The sequence below is a fragment of the Sabulibacter ruber genome, from assembly GCF_017355955.1.
GTDB classification, from domain to species: domain Bacteria; phylum Bacteroidota; class Bacteroidia; order Cytophagales; family Hymenobacteraceae; genus Nibribacter; species Nibribacter ruber_A.
In genome coordinates this window covers 130,177-148,416 of sequence record NZ_JAFFID010000002.1, presented here as the reverse complement: position 1 = coordinate 148,416, position 18,240 = coordinate 130,177, and the positions used below count along the sequence as shown (strand labels likewise).

Annotated in this window: 14 protein-coding genes and 1 pseudogene; 9 read left to right on the top strand and 6 right to left on the bottom strand. The window is 53.0% G+C overall.

Features of this window, described 5'->3' with window-relative positions; genetic code table 11:
- Positions 1 to 114: 114 nt before the first annotated feature.
- The 5 genes and pseudogenes from JT719_RS11965 to galA form a co-directional block, all read right to left on the bottom strand.
- Positions 115 to 702 carry a carboxymuconolactone decarboxylase family protein gene (locus JT719_RS11965; protein ID WP_207433562.1) on the bottom strand — a complete coding sequence of 196 codons (588 nt, stop codon included), beginning with the start codon at positions 700 to 702 and terminating at the stop codon, positions 115 to 117.
- A 139-nt stretch (positions 703 to 841) separates the two neighbouring features.
- A pseudogene (locus tag JT719_RS11960) lies at positions 842 to 1,338 on the bottom strand (YfbM family protein).
- A 43-nt stretch (positions 1,339 to 1,381) separates the two neighbouring features.
- A complete protein-coding gene (locus JT719_RS11950) occupies positions 1,382 to 2,137 on the bottom strand; it encodes a hypothetical protein (protein WP_207433556.1) in 756 nt (251 codons plus the stop codon).
- 61 nt (positions 2,138 to 2,198) lie between these two features.
- Positions 2,199 to 2,702, bottom strand: coding sequence for a RidA family protein (locus JT719_RS11945; protein WP_207433554.1), 504 nt, complete (start codon positions 2,700 to 2,702; stop codon positions 2,199 to 2,201).
- A gap of 23 nt (positions 2,703 to 2,725) precedes the next feature.
- Positions 2,726 to 5,602, bottom strand: coding sequence for a beta-galactosidase GalA (gene galA / locus JT719_RS11940; RefSeq protein WP_207433552.1), 2,877 nt, complete (start codon positions 5,600 to 5,602; stop codon positions 2,726 to 2,728).
- Positions 5,603 to 5,778: 176 nt separating this feature from the next.
- On the opposite strand from galA, the gene JT719_RS11935 reads away from it, so the two are divergent.
- From JT719_RS11935 to JT719_RS11925, 3 genes are all read left to right on the top strand, one after another.
- Positions 5,779 to 6,297 (top strand): hypothetical protein, encoded by a 519-nt coding sequence (locus JT719_RS11935; RefSeq protein WP_207433550.1) that lies wholly within the window; start codon positions 5,779 to 5,781, stop codon positions 6,295 to 6,297.
- 177 nt (positions 6,298 to 6,474) lie between these two features.
- A complete protein-coding gene (locus JT719_RS11930; RefSeq protein WP_207433548.1) occupies positions 6,475 to 7,185 on the top strand; it encodes a head GIN domain-containing protein in 711 nt (236 codons plus the stop codon).
- Positions 7,186 to 7,551: 366 nt separating this feature from the next.
- Complete coding sequence (locus tag JT719_RS11925) at positions 7,552 to 10,302, top strand: S8/S53 family peptidase (protein ID WP_207433546.1); 2,751 nt, start codon at positions 7,552 to 7,554, stop codon at positions 10,300 to 10,302.
- Positions 10,303 to 10,402: 100 nt separating this feature from the next.
- Here the strand turns inward: JT719_RS11925 and JT719_RS11920 are convergent, their stop codons facing one another.
- Complete coding sequence (locus tag JT719_RS11920) at positions 10,403 to 11,365, bottom strand: TolB family protein (RefSeq protein WP_207433544.1); 963 nt, start codon at positions 11,363 to 11,365, stop codon at positions 10,403 to 10,405.
- Positions 11,366 to 11,703: 338 nt separating this feature from the next.
- Between JT719_RS11920 and JT719_RS11915 the strand changes: the two genes are divergently transcribed.
- The 6 genes from JT719_RS11915 (at position 11,704) to JT719_RS11890 (ending at position 18,187) form a co-directional block, all read left to right on the top strand.
- Positions 11,704 to 13,347: a TldD/PmbA family protein gene (locus tag JT719_RS11915; RefSeq protein ID WP_207433542.1), complete on the top strand. Its 1,644-nt coding sequence runs from the start codon at positions 11,704 to 11,706 to the stop codon at positions 13,345 to 13,347.
- A gap of 71 nt (positions 13,348 to 13,418) precedes the next feature.
- Positions 13,419 to 14,735, top strand: a complete 1,317-nt coding sequence (locus JT719_RS11910) for a TldD/PmbA family protein (protein WP_207433541.1) — start codon at positions 13,419 to 13,421, stop codon at positions 14,733 to 14,735.
- Positions 14,736 to 14,976: 241 nt separating this feature from the next.
- Positions 14,977 to 15,210 carry a DUF2442 domain-containing protein gene (locus JT719_RS11905; RefSeq protein WP_207433540.1) on the top strand — a complete coding sequence of 78 codons (234 nt, stop codon included), beginning with the start codon at positions 14,977 to 14,979 and terminating at the stop codon, positions 15,208 to 15,210.
- 15 nt (positions 15,211 to 15,225) lie between these two features.
- The gene (locus JT719_RS11900; RefSeq protein WP_207433539.1) at positions 15,226 to 15,846 is read left to right on the top strand and encodes a DUF4159 domain-containing protein; all 621 of its coding nucleotides are present in this window, start codon (positions 15,226 to 15,228) and stop codon (positions 15,844 to 15,846) included.
- Between the two features lie 285 nt (positions 15,847 to 16,131).
- Positions 16,132 to 17,127, top strand: a complete 996-nt coding sequence (locus tag JT719_RS11895) for an AAA family ATPase (RefSeq protein ID WP_207433538.1) — start codon at positions 16,132 to 16,134, stop codon at positions 17,125 to 17,127.
- Between the two features lie 175 nt (positions 17,128 to 17,302).
- A complete protein-coding gene (locus JT719_RS11890) occupies positions 17,303 to 18,187 on the top strand; it encodes a DUF58 domain-containing protein (RefSeq protein ID WP_207433537.1) in 885 nt (294 codons plus the stop codon).
- Positions 18,188 to 18,240 lie beyond the last annotated feature (53 nt).

The window sequence follows — 18,240 nt, the reverse complement described above, 5'->3', positions numbered from 1 at the left end:
AGGTAAAGAGAACAGGCGTAGGTCTTCAGGAGGCAGAAGGTCTACGCCTGTTCAGAAAAAATCAAAGAGGCGAGCGCCCCTTTTTGTTGGAAAGGGCTGGGTTGATGTGTTTTCTTAGTTTCGGCCTTTCCTGTTCATCATCCAGATCACAAACCTGCGAAGAAACAAAGGTGGGTATTTATAGCCTTTTTTCGCCAGTCTGGTGCCCATGCCAGGATATTCTTCCTCGGCGGCTAGGTTGGTGCCCAAGCCATCTACGTAGCGGTTGTACATGCAAAAAGCCGCCGCTACCAGGACCGCGTCATGGATGTCTTCATCCGTTGCGCCTTTCGCTTTGGCCTGCTCTATGTCTTTGGGCAGAACTGCTTTCCCGCTTTGCTGTACTTTGCCGGCAATGGTCAGGAGCGCTTTCATCTTCTCAGAGATGGGAGCTTCTGACAGGTTCTCAACCACGCAGCGCACGGTCTCTCCCTGATCGTTCAGGTGCACGTTAGCGGCAGCGGAATGGGAGCGGTGGCAGTACTCGCAATTATTCAACTTAGACACGTAGGAGGCAATAAGCTCCCGTTCGCCGGAGGTAAGGCCAGAAGGTCCGTGCAGAAGGGTGTGTGCCAGATTAGATAAAGCCTTGCCCGTAGAGCCTTTGTAGAAGAGCAGATCCACTATGCCTGGCTGGTTCACCCCTGTTTTGATGTACGTCATGTTGCTAAAGATTATTGATTTAACAACGGCTCAGCCAAACGAGGGGGAGTGAAAAAGACCGCAGCTTTGCCGGTTTCTATGTCAAAGAAAGATAAGCAATTTGCCCTAAAGAGACCGGGTCTTTGTAGAGATTTTCACGTTAGTACAGGAAGGAGATGACCGCCATGTTCTCTTGTGCGGCAGTTTTGTAAAACTCCTTTGATTCCTCAAAACATTCCAGCAAGAAATCAAGCGATTCGGGGTCATCCCATACTGTAGGGTAGATGCTCTGTTCTAGCATCTTCTTGCCATCAAAATTCTGTTTTAGGGTTTCTGTTGTTATAGGAGCAAGGGCCTGGTTTAATAATTTAACCTGCTCTGCATTGATGTAAGAAGCGGGTCCATAGCCCATATCTTGCTCCTCATCTATAACCTGCCCGTTAAAGAAGAACCAGGACAGAGGGGCTTCGCTTCCTCCATTTCGGCCATTCCATAACCCGTTAATAAGTAGTATATTCCTTCCCATGATTTGTCAAGGTCCAGGAGACCGGTTGGGCCTTCACCTTCTTCCGGAAATACTTTCTCTTCCAGAATGGAAGAGTCATTTAAAATTTCTTCAAGTTCTTCTGTTGTTACCCTGTAAAGGCTACCAATCATTCCCATGGCTTCTGATCTGTAAAGAGAGTAGTAAGTGTATTGATTAAAATAAGCTGGAGTGTCTTAGCTTGTCTTGCAGCAGAATGTAGTGGTCATCGCCGGTGAGGATCACAATTCTTTTGCCTTTGTTTTCTCTGAGTATCTGCTTGAGGTTAACTAAGATCTTCTCATTCCGCTGGTCATAGAAGTTCAGCACCCGCTCATGAATACTGCCTTTCAGGGCCTCGGAAAGGCATTGGTAAAACTGTCTGGTCAGTTCAGCGTCTTTGCTGGAGAGTAACTCCTGCAGGGAAAGGCGCTGGAGTAATTGCGTTCGTTCGTTGGATAGCGGACTGCAGGCTGCGCTTCTTTTGCTGTAAACGCTGTCTGCGTTTTTAGCCTTTTCCCACTGTTTAATGGCCGAAATCTCTTTCCAGTAATTGGCCGGAATTAGCTTGCCTTCAATGTCGCTGCCCAACCAATCGAAGCCTTTGAGGGCAGCATTCGGGAACCAGTACCGCATCATCCGCATCTCAAAGGGATAATTCTGTTTGAGGTAAGAAGAGTCTTCCCCCATGTCTTCAGGCCTAATCTCCACCGCAATGATATCGGGGTTCAAACGCGCTACCAAGGCCCGGAGAGAGTCATAGGAATAGTTCTGGTTGGTCTTATGGAGGCTGTGCAGCGTAGGGATGAAGTAGGCCTTAGTTTTAACGGCGCTGCAACTCCAGAAGGACACCGCCAGAAAGCACGAAAAGAACAGGGTCAGATAAGGGTTACTCTTCTTTGGAGCGATGGTGTGCGTGTTTGTTGTGTTCACTTTATATTGTTGCTTAAATAAAAGCAAAGGCGCACCAGAAGCGAGCCTTTGCTTTAAGAAATTATTGTTCTTGCCTGATGGTGAAGGTAGCCGTAAGCCCCACGCAGAAATTCCTGGGCAGTTTGTGCACGCCGAAGATGGCCCGTGAATGGGTGCCTTTTTCGCCTAAAACTTTCACAAACAAGTCAGAAGCGCCGTTGACTACTAACGGAGAATCATCCCACTCCTCCCCGGATTGGAAGTAAGCATCCAGGTGGTTCAATCCTACAAGGTTCCTGAAACCCACCTTTTGGTCTATCTGGGCCAGAACGTTCAGAGCGCAAAGCTGCATGGCTTCGTACCCTTGTTCGGTGGAAATGTTTTCTCCCAATCTTCCCTGGAAGAGGTAAGTACCGTTCCTGATGGGGAATTGAATGGCTACGTACGCGATGTTCTCCCGGATGTTGACCGAGACATACGTGCCGCCGGGCGTAGAAGCCTCCGGCAGTTTCAAGCCCATGGATGTAAGAATTTCTTTCGGGTCCACCAGGTTGTTTTCCAGGGGTACTGCTTTTTCAGGTTGCATAGGGTTTGCTGCTTATCCAGTAATTAGTCAATGGAAGGCCTTTTCTCCGTGTCCGCAGATTTTACCTTCAACGTGGTGGATTTCAGGCCTTGCCCGGTGGCGGTTAAGGTGATTTCACCGGCGTCTTTGGTAGTTTGGATGATGATTTGGGCCAGGCCGTTGAACAGTTTCCGTTTCCAGGTGGAGGCAGGCGTTAAGATCTGGAAGGTGCCAGGGTCTTGGTTCACGTTATCCCAATCATACTTCTTAGGAATAGGTGTGGCTAAAATCTCCAGCTGGTTCTGGCCGGGCTTCAGGATGGAATGATCCAGCTTGAACACGTTGCCTTCGGCGCTTTCCTTCAGGTTTTGGGCAATCTCTTTGCCGTTGATGTAAATGGTTTGCTCCCGGCCGATGCTCTTGTAAAAGAACGTGACATCCGCACCAGTGAAGTTGGCGGGCAGTTCAAAAGAGCCGCGGTGTACGTAGGCAGGAGCCAGGTTTTTGTAGTCCCGCTTCTTGAACGCATCGTCCCAGCCGCTGGCGTTTGTTTCCTGAAAAGCGGATTGCCCGTTGTCCATGCCCGCTACTGGTTTCTCTTTCAGGTCTGTGATGCCCACGGTTTTGATGTCTTCAATGAACCGGTCTTTCTCCAGCGAAGTAGGATCACCGTTGCCCACGCCAATGATTCTGCCGGGGCCTTTGAGCTGGAAAGAGATCTCATTTCCTGCGGTAGGCACGGCCAGCTTGTTTTTGTCATTCACAGATACGGTGATAACGGCAATGTCTTCGCCATCAGCTTTGAGGGAGGTTTTATGCGGGGTTAACTGTACAGCAGCAGCTTCACCGGTGGTTTTCACCACATCGGTTAAAACCTTCTTGCCGTTTTTGTAGCCGACGGCTTCCAGTGTGCCCGGGGCGTAGTTTACTTTCCATTCCAGGTGCGAGTTGGGTTTCATGGTTTGTCTGCCCAGGCTCTTTTTGTTCAGGAACAGTTCCACCTCATCACAGTTGCTGTAGGCCCACACGGGAATCTCCTTGCCTTCCTGCCCTGGCCTGTTCCAGTGGGGCAGCAGGTGCAGGGTGGGCTGGTTTGACCACCACGAGCGCAGGTAGTACACGTTGTCCTTGGGGAAGCCGCAGTTATCCATCATCCCGAAGTAAGACGTCACCGATGGCCAGCCGTGCGGCGTAGGCTCGCCGCGGTAATCAAAGCCGGTCCAGATGAACATGCCCGCCAGCCACGGCCGGTTAGCGTAGAACGTCCAGCCTTCTTCTATGGAGTAGAATGTGGGGCGGGGCTTGCGGTCATAAGCGGCCTGGTAGTGCTTCTCCAGGTCGGTGACGTACACGCCGCGGGTGGCGAAGGTAGAGCCTTCCTCGGTGCCCATGCTGGGCTGGTTGGGGAATTGTTTGTGGTGCGCTTCAATGTCACCGTTGCCCAGGTAATTGTAGCCCATCACCTCCAGCACATCAGAAATGCCGCTCCGAAACCCGCCACTGATGCCCGCCGAGATGGCCCGCGTAGAATCCAGACTCTTGGCATAGTCCTGCATGGTGGTGGCAATGCGCGCGCCTATGATGCTGTTCTCAATGGCCCACTCCTCGTTCCCAATGGACCAACTGATGATGCTGGGGTGGTTCCGGTCCCGGATGATCAGGCGTTTCATGTCGTCGATGCGCTGCTCAGAAGTACCCATCAGGCGGTTTTCGTCAATGACCAGCATGCCTAGTTTGTCGCAAGCCTCCAGCAGTTCCGGGGTGGGCGGATGGTGGGAGCAACGGTAGGCGTTGGAACCCATGTCTTTCAGGGTTTTGATGCGCCAGTACTGCAGTTCATCAGGAAGGGCGGTGCCCACGCCGGCGTGGTCCTGGTGGTTATTGGTGCCTTTCAGTTTCACGTGCTTGCCGTTCAGGAAAAAGCCTTCCCTGGCATCAAAGCGGATGGTCCTGATCCCGAAGGAAGTTTCGTAGCGGTCGGTTTCCTGGTTTCCGGCCAGCACGGTGGTCACCAGTTTGTAGAGGTACGGCGATTCCAAATCCCACAGCCGGGCATTGGTCACCGGCAACACCATGCGTACTTCCTGTGTCTGGAACGGAGCCAAAGTAAGGTTGTCCTGCCGTTGGGTGGCTACGGTTTTGCCAGCAGCGTCTACAACGGTCTGCAGCACCGAGAAGGTTTTGACCGTTTTGTTTTCGTTGATGATGTTGGCCCGGGCGGTGACCTCCGCGTTGGTATTGTTTACCTGCGCGGTCACAAACGTGCCGTGGGGCGCTACGTGCAATGGATTGGTTTTGGAAAGCCACACGTGGCGGTAAATCCCGGCCCCCTCATAGTACCAGCCTTCTTCCATGGTGGCGTCTACCCGTACCGCAATGGTATTGTCAGCGCCGTAGTTCAGGTACTCAGAGATGTCCATCCGGAAGGTGTTGTAGCCGCTGGGCTCTGCGCCCACTAAATGGCCGTTCACCCAGACCTTGGAGTCACGGTACACGCCATCGAACTCCAAAGCAATCCGGCGGCCCAGATCCGAGGCGGGAATGTGGATGGTTTTCCGGTACCAGCCCACGCTTCTTCCGGGGAAATTGCGCCCGATGGCTTTGAACCCGTGGCTGAAACTGGCCTGCGGACTGAACTCCTGTTCCACCGCCCAGTCGTGGGGTAGGTTGAGTTGGCGCCAGGCCCGGTCATCAAACTTAGCGGCGGCAGGACCATCGCCGTAGCCGGCTTTGGCCAGATAAGAGAAATAGCTGGTGCCGTGGTCGAAATCCTTTTTAGTGTCTGACGGATGGCCGAAGGCAAAGCGCCAGTTGAAATCCAGCAGAAAACGTTGGCGGCCGCCGCCGTTCTTTTCCTGCGCAAAGGCAAGATGCACCAGAAACAGTAATCCGAGGAACAGGTAGCTCTTCAGGCGTGACATAGACAGAAGGTTGAGATCGGAATCAAGTTAATCAAAACTTCGGCAATCTGTTGAATTTGCCTTTTCAACCGACGGAGACGGCGTTAACTCCTGTTTTAGGCCTCTTTTCCAGAAAGCGGGTTCAAAACAGGTGCAAGTAAATGCGTACCTTCACGGCTCAAATCAGACACTAATATATGAGTAATAATATATTTCCGGAGCTGCAGCATTTGCTGGAACTTCCTCTCACCAAAACCACCCGCCTGGGGCATGTGCAGTTCTTTCATTTCGGGAAGGCACACGTGACCAACGCCAGCGGCCTCATCCTGGACGTGGGCGCCTGGACGCTGGAGGTGGCCTGCCACTGGCAACTGGAAGAAGACGGCGACGTGACCATCCGGTTTGAGGAAGTGGAAATCCCCCGCGATACGCAGACCTTAGCCGATCCTAACTTCAACCCGCAGGTACCGGGCAGCAACCTGAGAGACCGCAAACTGCAGGAACTGATTCGGGAGCATCGGAATCAGTTGCGCGTGATGCAGGTGAGCGCCTCAGACGAGGGAGAGCTGGCAGTTCTGCTGGAAGGCAAGAAGCTCCTGCGCATCAGGCCCACCGAGGGCGTGCTGGACAACGCCTCCTGTTTCTGGCGTCTTTTCAGCAATACGGGCTCCAACCAGAACGTGCGCTTTGGCGCAGACGGCGTAGAGCGGGACTAACGCGCGGCGCGGCATGCAAGCGGTTTTCAGCCCGGTTTTCAGAAAAGAGCCGCAAAAGGAGGAAAGCCGCAGCCTGCCTCGGTTTGCCGCATCACCTAATTTTAAAGGAGGCAAGCAACCTTTGCGCGCATTCTGCATCTATGGAAGAAACAACCCAGAACTAAATCCTATAAAGCCATGAAAAAGACCTTTGCTCAATTCTTTATGCTGCTGGCCCTCGTTTGTTTGGGGCAGCAAGTACAAGCCCAAACCGTGGACGGTAACGGCAAAATGAAAACCGAGAACCGCAACGTAAGCTCGTTCAGCAGCCTGCAGGTAGGCGGCGGCTTTGAGATTGTGCTTACCCAGGGCGCCTCTGAGAGCCTGAAACTGGAGGCCGAGGAAAACGTTTTGCCGCTCATTGAATCCAGCGTGCAGAACGGCGTTCTGTCCATCAAAACGAAATCTAACCTTAGAAACGCCAAAACCCTGAAGGCCTACGTGACGGTGAAAGACCTGAAAAGCCTTGACCTGAGCGGCGGCATCAAGCTTACTTCCACCAACACCATCAACGCCAATGCCTTGAAATTTGATTTCAGCGGCGGAATCAATGTGAAGATGGACATCAATGTGAAACAACTCACTGCCGATGTGGCCGGCGGCACCGATATCACGCTCAGCGGCCAGGCCGAAACCGTGAAGCTGGACCTGGCCGGCGCTGCAAGCCTCAAAGCCATTGAGCTCAAAACCGATTACTTCACCATTGACGCCGCCGGTGCCAGCAACGCCAAGGTAAACGTGGCCAAAGAACTGAACGTAGAGGCTGCCGGCATTGTGAGCATAGACTACAAAGGCTCGCCTAAAGTGAAGCACAGCGGTATGGGCAAGGTAAGACCTATCAAATCCTGAGTTGAACATAAAGGAATGGGAAATCCCCGGTAGAGCAATCTGCCGGGGATTTTTTTATGCCCGCAAGTCACGTTTTGGGAAGTCTTCAGCTTGTACTTCTCTTTCAACTCGCTTGTATTCTCAAGGGGTATTTCCCAACTGATTTGCTTCTCACAAGAAGAGGGTAGTTATCATAACTACTACTCAACTTATCATAATGTTAGTGCATTATCTTTCTTAAGTGCAAGTCTTCTCTTAGAAAAATCAGTATTGTAGTGAATTGGTGAAACTTCAGTTACGTCAGTAATGAGGTTTTCAACCTTCTCATTATCACCCAAACTACCTAACAAACAAACTTTTTATTGTAAACCTTTACCCTTACACCTGATGAGAAAACTGGTACCCGTTGTTGCCTTCTGCCTGATGGTAGTGGGGCAAGTCTTTGGACAAGCCTTTGTAGATCCAAAACTGAAATCAACGCTTCTGGGCAGGTTAACGCCCGTGCAAGTGGTTGTCACTTTTAAAGGAGAAGCCGCCCCCACGCTGCTGGATGTGGCCTCTCTTACCCGGGTAGGCATTCTGCAAGGCCTCACCCTGCGCGCGCTTCCCATTGCCGGGGCGGTGGCTACTGCCTCGCAGGTAGAAGCCCTGGCCAAAGACCCCAGAGTAGCGTCTATCTACCTCAATGAGTCACTGAAGTATGAGAACGATGGGGCCAGAGCCATTACCGGTGTGGATAAAGTACGCACCGAGATGGCTTTCACCACCAAGAACGGTGGCCTGCCGGTGTCGGGTAAAGGCATTGGCGTACTGGTAAACGACAGCGGGGTAGACGGCACGCACCCAGACCTGCAGTTTGGCAAGAACCTGAAACAGAACGCTACCTCCGTGACCAACCTGAACTCGGTTTCCGGAATTCTGCCCTACACACCGGTGGAAAACATCCCGAATACCGATGCCACCGGTGGTCACGGAACCCACGTAGCCGGTATTGTGGGCGGTATCGGGCAGGCCTCCCAGGGCAAATTCACCGGAGTTGCTCCGGGCGCTGATCTGGTGGGCTACGGTTCCGGCGCGGCGTTGCTGCTGCTAGACGTACTTTCCGGCTTCGATTACGCCCTCATCAACCAGGCTAAATACAACATCCGGGTTATCACCAACTCCTTCGGGAATACCAGCGACACCGGAACCGATGTGAATCCCGCCGATCCTATCACGCTGGCCACCAAGCGCTGCGTTGACCGGAACATTGTAGTCGTGTTCTCCGCCGGTAACTCGGGCCCCAGCTCCAGCACCATTACGGGTAATTATAAAAAAGCGCCTTGGGTCATTGCCGTGGCCGCCGGTGACAAATCGGGCCGTTTAGCCGATTTTTCTTCCAGAGGGGTTGAAAACAAAGGCGGTTCTTTCACGCTTGATGGACAAACCTACACCTGGCAGGACCGTCCTACGGTAACTTCGCCGGGCGTAGACATTGTCTCAACCCGCGTCATTGCCCCGGTGTCTTCCCTATCTATTGACAAAGACGTGACTACCCTGGAGCCTGCGCACCTGCCGTACTACACGCACATGAGCGGTACTTCTATGGCGGCTCCGCACGTGGCGGGCATTGTGGCGCTTATGCTGGATGCCAACCCGGCGTTAACCGTGGCGCAGGTAAAAGAGATTCTGCAGCAGACAGCCTCCAACATTCCCGGCGCTGAGCCTTGGGAAGTAGGTGCCGGTTACGTGAACGCGTATGCCGCCGTAGACAAAGCGTTCCGATTGACCGCCGCGCCGTATGGCTCTACCGTGAACATGACCAGAACCTTTAACAGCAACGTGAATGCAAACAATGAAGTAGAAAACTTCACCATCAACTACAACCCCGCTACTACTGCTACCAACGTGTATCCTTTCAACGTTGCCGCCGGTACCACCAGCATTGAAGCCAAGATCAAAGCAACCGGCATTGCCGGCGAGACCGGGAACCCCGTTAGATTGACGTTGATCTCACCAAGTGGAGTGAGAACCAGCGCGGGCATTCCGGTGACTTTCTCGCTGAGCTATGACCGTGGAGTAGCCGTGGCATCTCCGGAGGCCGGCGCCTGGACTGTGGAAGTATCTGGCTTGAACGGAGTAGCCTTCCCCGAAACCATCAACGGACTCATCAACAAAATGACAGCCGCTGGCACCACCGGTCTGGCCGATATTGCCGGTCACCCCGCCGAGGCTTCCATTAAGATGGCCGTAGGTGCGCGCCTGGCAGATGGTTTGGCTGGCGGTGGTTACAAGCCAGACGAGCTCCTGAAACGCATTGACCTGGCAGATTACCTCATGATGGGCGAAGGCATCCGTCAGTTCCTGCCTATTGACGGTTCTTTCACCTTAACCGATGTAAAAGACAGAAAACTGCTGGCCGAGTCTATTGTAGCCAAAGGTGGTGCCCTGCGTGATCTGAGCCACAAGTTCAACGGCATCATGTTACCAGTAGCGCCGGGCAAGTTTGTGCCTGCCGGAAAAGTAAACCGGGCGGAGTTGTCTTACTCTTTGGTGCAGGCGCTGGGCTTGCAGGAGTTTGCCCTGGCCCGCAACGGCAAAACCCCCACCGTGGCTGTAGACGGCGTGAACTACCCAATTGAAGATGCCGCTTCTATTCCGGCCGGGCTAGAAGGCTACGTAAGCGTGGCCTTGGAACTGAACCTGATTAACGCCTACTACTCGGTGACCCAAGGTCCGTATGATCTGCAGCCTACGCTACACGCTTCTTTCAAACCGTTGCAAGACGTAACCCGCGCTGACTTTGCCGTGATCATCACCCGCACCCACGCGCAGTGGAACGCAGCTACGCAACCGGCCGCTACCAGCACCTCTACCGCCGTGGCCGGTTTGAACAAAGTGAATGACCGCGTGTACAGCTACCCTAACCCCTTCACCGGCAATACCACCATCAGCTACGTGGTTACCCAGGACGGGCCGGTGCAGATTAATGTGTATGACGTGATGGGCAACAAAGTGAAGTCACTGGTGGCTGAAACCAAGAAATCTGGTAACTACACCGTGAACTTTGACGCCGCCGCTTTACCGGCCGGTACTTACATCTACAAAGTAGAAACCGGCGCCAAAACCTACACTAACCGCATGGTGCTTACCAAGTAAGCCCTGGCTTATTCTAATACAGAAGAGGCGTCCTTCTTAACGGAGGGCGCCTCTTCTGTTTATAACCTGTTTCCTCAAAAACGAACTTGAAACAGATGTTCTACTTACTGGCCGTGAGAGTTTCTGTAAGGGCAGAGATATCCACCTCGTAGATGTTGCCCAAACCGTTGTAGGTGCCCCGCAGTTCTTGCAGGAGTTCTTTGTAGGAAGCAGACTTCGGGCGGGTTCCGGTGGGCATTTTTGCCGAGGTGAAGTACAGCTTTTTGTTATCGGCGGAGAGGCCGGGCTGGCCTTCGTTGAGCGAAGAATTCACGTTGGAGTCTAGCGGCCGTGGCGTGGACCAACCCTGCGGACCATTCACGCTCACGAACAGATCGGCCCCGCCAAACGCCTTGCGGTTGTTGCTGGTAAAGAAGAGCAGGCGTTCATCGGCGGTGATAATGGGGTCCAGGTCAGTGGCGGCGGTGTTGAACGACAGCTTTTCCGGGGCGGCATACTGCCCGTTCTCCCATTTAGACACATACAAGTCCATGCCGGAAGCGGTGAGCGCGCTGAAGTACATATTGCCGTTCGCGGCTACTGAAGGGTAATAGACCTCCTTTAACGTGTTTGGCCCGTTCGGCACCACCTGCGGCTCGCCCCAGCCGTCCTTCGTCTTGGAAACAAACCAGATATCATAGTCTACTTTTGGCTCACCGTTCACCGGCCGGTCAGACATAAAGAACAGCTTCTGCCCGTCTGGGCTGATGAACGGGTCGGCATCGCGGTACTGGCCGGAGAAAGGCGCGAGCTTAGGTTCCTGCCACTTTCCGTTCTTTTGCTCGGAGTACAGAATGACCATGCGCTGCCAGCCGGGCGTCGCCTTGGTGAAGAAGACGGTTTTGCCATCGGGTGTGAAGGTGGCGTTGAATTCAAAGTCTTGGGTGGAAATCACACCGTCGGCGAAGAGGCGGGGCGTGGCCGAAAGTTGAACGGCAGTGACAGTGTCTGGAGCTGATTGAGCCAAAGCCAGACTTGGGAAAGCGGTGAGAGCTAAGAAAAGTTTTTTAGCGGTAGAAAACATTTTTGGGCAGTTTTTAGAAAACCAGCCGGTAAACGCAGAGGCTGATTGTGTTTACTGCATAGTTCGGGAGAACACGGATCCATCACCAGGTTTTTGCAGCCAATGGTGCATTTTGCAGGGCGACTGGCGAAACAATCATATAGAAGGTGTTGAAAGGCCTGTCTGTTTTAGAGCCGTTTTCAGGAAAACAGAGGCAAAACGGTGGTTAACCGGTGTATCCCGAGGCCCTTTCCACAGTTACCGCCCAACTTTCTTGCTTTCCTCCTGAACAAGAAGTAAACTTAGAAGTGCAAATCTTTTTGCTCTGATAAATTCTCGCTTACCTAACAAACAAACCCTTGAAAAGACGTGATTTTATAGGACTGACCGCCATGGGTGTAGGAGGGCTTTTGCTTTCCAACATCCCAACGTTTGGTCACGAGATTGATCCGGCCCGCGCACTGGAAACTGTGGACGTGGCCCTGAAAAAGCGCTTGGCTGATGTGGCTTTAAACGCCGCTAAAAGCAAAGGCGCCACTTACACCGATGTACGCATTGGCCGTTACCTGGCCCAGAACGTGTTTACCCGCGAGAAGCAAGTGCAAGGCATCAGCACCACCGAGAGCTACGGCGTGGGTGTGCGCGTGATTGCCAACGGCACCTGGGGCTTTGCCGCCACCTCAGACGTGAGCGACAAAGGCGTTGCCAAAGCTGCCGAGCAGGCCGTGGCCATTGCCAAAGCCAACTCCAAACTACAGAAAGAGCCGGTACAGCTGGCCCCGCAGCAAGGCTACGGCGAGGTAAGCTGGAGAACGCCTATTCAGAAGAACGCCTTTGAGGTACCTGTTTCAGAGAAAGCCGACTTGCTTCTGGCAGCCAACGCCGCCGCCCTGGCCAACGGTGCCAACTTCGTGAATTCGGCCTTGTTTCAGATAAACGAGCAAAAATACTTCGCCTCTACGGATGGCTCTTACATTGACCAGGACATCCACCGCATCTGGCCAAACTTTACGGTAACTGCCGTGGACAAAACCTCTGGTAAGTTCAAAACCCGCGATGCGCTGAGCGCTCCTATGGGCATGGGCTTTGAGTACCTCACCGTGAAGGCACCAACTATGAAAGGCCCGGAAGGTACCGGCCTTACCGGCTATGACAAATATTTTGACATTGTCGCTGATGCCGGTCTGGCGGCAAAACAAGCCCGCGAGAAACTGACGGCCAAATCAGTGATGGCAGGTAAATATGACCTGGTGTTAGATCCCAACCACCTCGGCCTGACCATCCACGAAAGCGTGGGTCACCCACTGGAATTGGACCGCGTGCTGGGCTACGAGGCCAACTACGCCGGTACTTCCTTCGCTACCTTGGACAAATGGAAAACCAAAACCTTCCCCTACGGCAGCAAGCACGTGAACATCTTCGCCGATAAAGTGCAGCCGGGTTCTCTGGGCGCAGTAGGCTATGACGATGAAGGCGTGAAAACCAAGCGTTGGGACCTCATCAAAGACGGCGTACTGGTAAACTACCAGGCCACCCGTGACCAGGCCCACATCATTGGTGAGAAAGAGTCGCATGGCTGTTCTTATGCCGATAACTGGAGCTCGGTGCAGTTCCAGCGCATGCCGAACGTGTCATTGGCTCCAGGCAAGCAGAAACTGAGCGTAGATGATATGGTCAAAGGCGTGGACCGGGGTATCTACATCGCAGGCCGTGGCTCTTACTCCATTGACCAGCAGCGCTACAACTTCCAGTTTGGCGGCCAGCTGTTCTACGAGATCAAAGGCGGCAAAATTGTAGGTCCGCTAGAGGATGTGGCCTACCAAAGCAACACCCAGGAATTCTGGAATTCCTGCGCCGCCGTTTGCGACGAAAGCGATTACCGCATGTTCGGCTCCTTCTTCGACGGCAAAGGCCAACCCAGTCAGGTAAGCGCCGTTTCGCACGGTTCTTCGCACACTCGTTTCAATGGCGTGAATGTGATCAATACTGGAAGGAAAATTTAACAAGGAGAAACTAGCGAGATAAGTGCGACTATATTAGTCGTGTCTTGCTACTTGATACGTGATACAGACCAATGGCAATATTAAGTAAAGATCAGGCGCAGGCGCTGCTGAAAAAGGCCCTGAGCTATTCCAAAGCCGATGAGTGCGAGGTAAACCTCAGCGGCTATAAAGGGGGTAACATCCGTTACGCCCGCAGTACCGTGTCTACCAGCGGCCAGGAAGAAAACATGTCGCTAGCCGTGGAAGCCCGTTTCGGGAAACGTTCGGGCGTGGCTACCATCAACGAGTTTGACGATGCCTCGCTAGAGAAAGTGGTGCGCCGTGCCGAAGAGGTAGCCCGCATCGCCCCGGAAAGCCCGGAGTACGTGCCCATGCTAGGTCCGCAGAATTACCTGCCCAGCAACGCTTGGTTCAAAACCACTCACGACATAGATCCTGAATACCGCGCCAACGCTGCCGCCAAAAGCATGCAGCTGGCTGATAGCAAGAAACTGACAGCCGCCGGTTTCTGGGAAGACCGCAGTGGCTTCAGCGCCAAAATGAACTCCAAAGGCCTGTTTGCCTACAACCAGAGCTCAGACGTGGATTTCTCCGTAACCATGCGTACCCAGGATGGAACCGGATCGGGCTACGTAACGCGTGATGTAAGCGATGTATCCAAGCTGGACACCGCTGCTGCCTCAGAGATTGCGGCCCAGAAAGCCCTAAGCTCGGTGAGCGCCAAAGCGGTGGAGCCGGGTAAATACACCGTGATCCTGGAGCCTACCGCGGCCGTTGATCTGCTGGAAAACATGTTCCGCAGCCTGGATGCCCGTAGTGCCGAAGAAGGGCGTTCTTTCCTGAGCAAACCGGGTGGCAAAACCAAACTGGGCGAGAAGATGTTTGATGAGCGCGTGACCATCACCTCAGACCCTACCAATCCCGAGATTCCTTCCTCTACCTGGTCCGGCGATGGTCGTCCACACGAGAAAGTAACTTGGATTGACAAAGGCGTGGTGAAGAATATGACCTACTCCCAATTCTGGGCGCAGAAGAAAGGCGTGAAAGGCTTGCCCTCGCCGGGTGGTTTCATCATGGCCGGCGGCAACCAGAGCCTGGAAGACCTCATCAAAGGCACCCAAAAAGGCATTTTGGTAACGCGCCTGTGGTACATCAGAGCCGTGGATCCCCAGACCCTGCTCTACACCGGCCTCACCCGCGACGGAACCTTTTACATTGAGAACGGCAAGATCAAGCACCCTGTGAAAAACTTCCGTTTCAACGAAAGCCCGGTCATCATGCTCAACAACCTGGAGGCCTTAGGAAAACCGCAGCGCATCGGTGGCAACCTGGTGCCTCCTATGAAGATTAGAGACTTTACCTTCACCAGCTTGTCAGACGCAGTGTAGTCCGGCCTGAATCTCTTTCCCGCTTTTGGCCTAATTTCAAGAATATAGGCCAAAAGCGGGATTAAACTTATATTATCAAACTCTTCTTTTGTCATCCTAAAAGGATCTTGTGGGCGAACAGTAGAAGCGCTCATTAAAAGTTACTCTAGTTTGCTCACAAGATCTTTCCAAGATGACAAATTAGAAATAGGGCTGGTGACGTAGCCCTTTACCCATAAGTCTCTTTTTGAGCAAAAATGGCATGAATACTTTAGTTAAGCACACTACTCCTCAAGCTCAAAAGGTTTGGTTTACCGATGCCAAGATGTATGTTCTTCTTTCGGATGGAAGAGAATTAGGAGTTCCTTTGGAGTGGTTTCCGGTTCTGAGAGACAGTACAGAAGCGCAACGGATGAACTGGCGCCTGATTGGTAATGGGGTTGGTATCCACTGGGAGGAACTGGACGAAGACTTATCTATTGCGGGTTTACTCTAGTTCCGTAGTTTTTCCATGCCCGCTCCTTTCACCTTCGTACGCCTGCAATACCGCTCCGGCAACTGGGACACCGACCAACGGATGCCCTCTAATCTGCTGCACTCACTGGTAGAGTACACCACCGTGCCTATTGTGGAGCAGGAAAAGGTCATCTCTTTGGAAAGTTCAGAGCTGTTCCGGTACCCTTTCTGCTATTTGAGCGGCCACAAACTGGTGCAGTTTAACGCGAAGGAAAGAGCCAATTTTGAGCGCTATGTGACGAACGGCGGCTTCGTGTTCGTGGATGACTGCAACCATGACATAGACGGCCTCTTCGCACGGTCTTTTGAGGAGCAGATGCGCGTGTGTTTCGGGCCGAAGGCGCTAAAGAAAATTCCCAACAACCATCCCATTTACCGTTCCTTTTTCAAGTTCGAGGAAGGTCCGCCTACCACCTCCTTTGAGCTCAACGGCTGGGGCGATGACCTGGTCCACGACTACCTCAAAGCCTATGAAGTGAACGGCCGCATTGCCGTGCTCTACAGCAACAAAGACTACGGCTGCGAGTGGGACTATGACTTTAGAAACAAGCGCTGGCTAGCGGAGGATAACACCAAGTTTGGCGTGAATATTCTGATGTATGCGCTTACGAGTTAAAGCTTACCTCCGTTTTTGACTCATTTTTCTGAATTCAGGTTAAAAGCGGGAAACGGGTCATTCTTTTAACCGCTGGCGCGAGCTTCCAGCTCGTGCCTTCATATTGCTGAACAAACTCAGGGGTTGGAATGCGTGCGGACACGAGCCGGAGGCTCGCGCCAGCGCAAGAACGCTTTATAGCTTTTTTGCCCTGATTTCCTGAAAACAAACAAAAAACGGAAAGGCAAATTCAAGAACAATCGCTTACTTACTGGTTCAAGTAGTATCGTTTAGCTTCCGCCCCACGTGACCCCACAAGACGTAACCCAACTGTTAAGCAAACTGCCGGCGCTTCGGCAGGAAATAAGTAAAATCATAGTAGGCCAGCAGGAAGTGCTGGATGAAGTACTCATTACGCTTTTAGCCGGTGGCCACGGGCTCCTGGAAGGCGTACCCGGCTTGGCGAAAACACTGCTGGTGCGTACGCTGGCCAGTGCCGTAGATTTACCGTTTCGTCGCATCCAGTTCACCCCGGACCTCATGCCTACCGATATTCTAGGCACCGAAGTTCTGGAGGAAGACCACACCACCGGCAAGCGCTTTTTCCAGTTCAATGAGGGTCCTATCTTCGCCAGCATCGTGCTAGCGGATGAGATTAACCGGACGCCGCCCAAAACCCAAGCGGCGTTGCTAGAGGCCATGCAGGAGTTTGAAGTGACCTACGCCGGTAAAACCTACCCGCTGCCGCGCCCTTTCTTCCTGCTCGCCACGCAGAACCCCATAGAGCAAAGCGGTACCTACCCGCTTCCTGAAGCGCAGTTGGACCGGTTCCTGCTGTACATCAAAATCAAGTACCCCACAGAACTGGAGGAAATCTCGGTTCTGAAAAACACCACCGGCGGCAAACGGGAAACGGTGCAACCCATTCTGTCCGGACCTGAGATTTTGGCGTTGCAGAGCTTAGTGCGCGAAGTCACTATTTCTGATGATTTAGTTTCCTATGTTGCCCACGTAGTTCGTGCCACCCGCCCCGCTGAAAGCCCGGTGCCGTTTGTGCAGGAGTTCGTACGCTGGGGCGCCGGTCCACGGGCCGGACAAGCACTCATTCTCACCGCTAAAGCGCGAGCCCTGTTGCAAGGTCGTTTCGCGGTAACATTGCCAGATCTGCAGACCATGGCGTATCCGGTGCTGCGCCACCGCGTACTCTTGAACTTTACTGCTGAGGCAGACAATATCACTACAGACAAGGTAGTGGAAGAACTGCTAAAAGGCTTGGAGATGCCGAGGGAGGTTTTAAGATAGAGCTGCATCGAAAGAAATACCACCTTAGACAGCATCACTATTCTGTCATCCTGAAAGGATCTTGTAAGCAAACGGTATTGGCGCTTATTCAAAGTTATTCTAGCTCGCACACAAGACCTTTCCAAGATGACAGAAGAAGTGATTACACTGCCCGTTTAATAACTAATTTAAATTCATGCCCCACCGCCTCCTCAATCCCCAAACCTTCGCCGCTATCAAAGACCTACGCCTGATTGCCAAGACGGTGGTAGATGGTTTTATGCTGGGTCAGAACCAGAGTATTAGGCGGGGGGCGGGCATAGAGTTCAGCCAGTACCGGAGCTACCAACCCGGCGATGATTTGCGGCAACTAGATTGGAAAATGTTCGCGCGCTCAGATCGATATTACATCCGGGAATCGGAGGTGGACAGCAGCGTGGCGGTGCGGTTTGTGGTAGATGCCAGCGGTTCTATGGGGCATCAGGACGGAACACTTACCAAACTGGACTATGCCCGTTATCTAGTGGCCTCGCTCGCATATTTGGCCGTGCAGCAAGGTGATGCGGTGGGATTGTTTGTGTTACAGGAAGAGCAATTGGTGCAGCTCGCGCCGCAGCAGTCCAGCCAGCATTTGCAGCGGTTCTTCCATCAGTTGGAGCAGGTGAAACCCAACGGGGCATTCCCGGCGCCAGACCGTTTAGTGCCTGTTTTTGCAAAAAAGCGGCAGAAAGAAATTACGGTGCTGGTGACGGATATGTACGAGCAGACTTCAGAGATCTCCGAAACGTTACGCAAGATTGGAGCCCGCGAAAGGGATACACTTTTGTTCCACCTGATGGGGCAGAATGAGCTGGAATTTACCTACAAAGGGCAACTCACCTTCCAGGATTTGGAGACCGGCCAAACCGTGCAAGTGAGTGCCGACAGTCAGCGGGCCGCCTATCTGCAACAGCTACAGGAATGGCTCCGCAACCTGGAAACTGACACCCGCAAAAAGCAAATCCATTACGAGCGTTTCCACCTGCACGAGCCGCTGGACAAAGCCCTGCGCGCTTTCCTGATGAGCCGAGCCAGGCAGTAGAGTCGTTTCAAACCAGAATTATCAAGACCGTTTATTGCCTTCTTTTGCAGAAA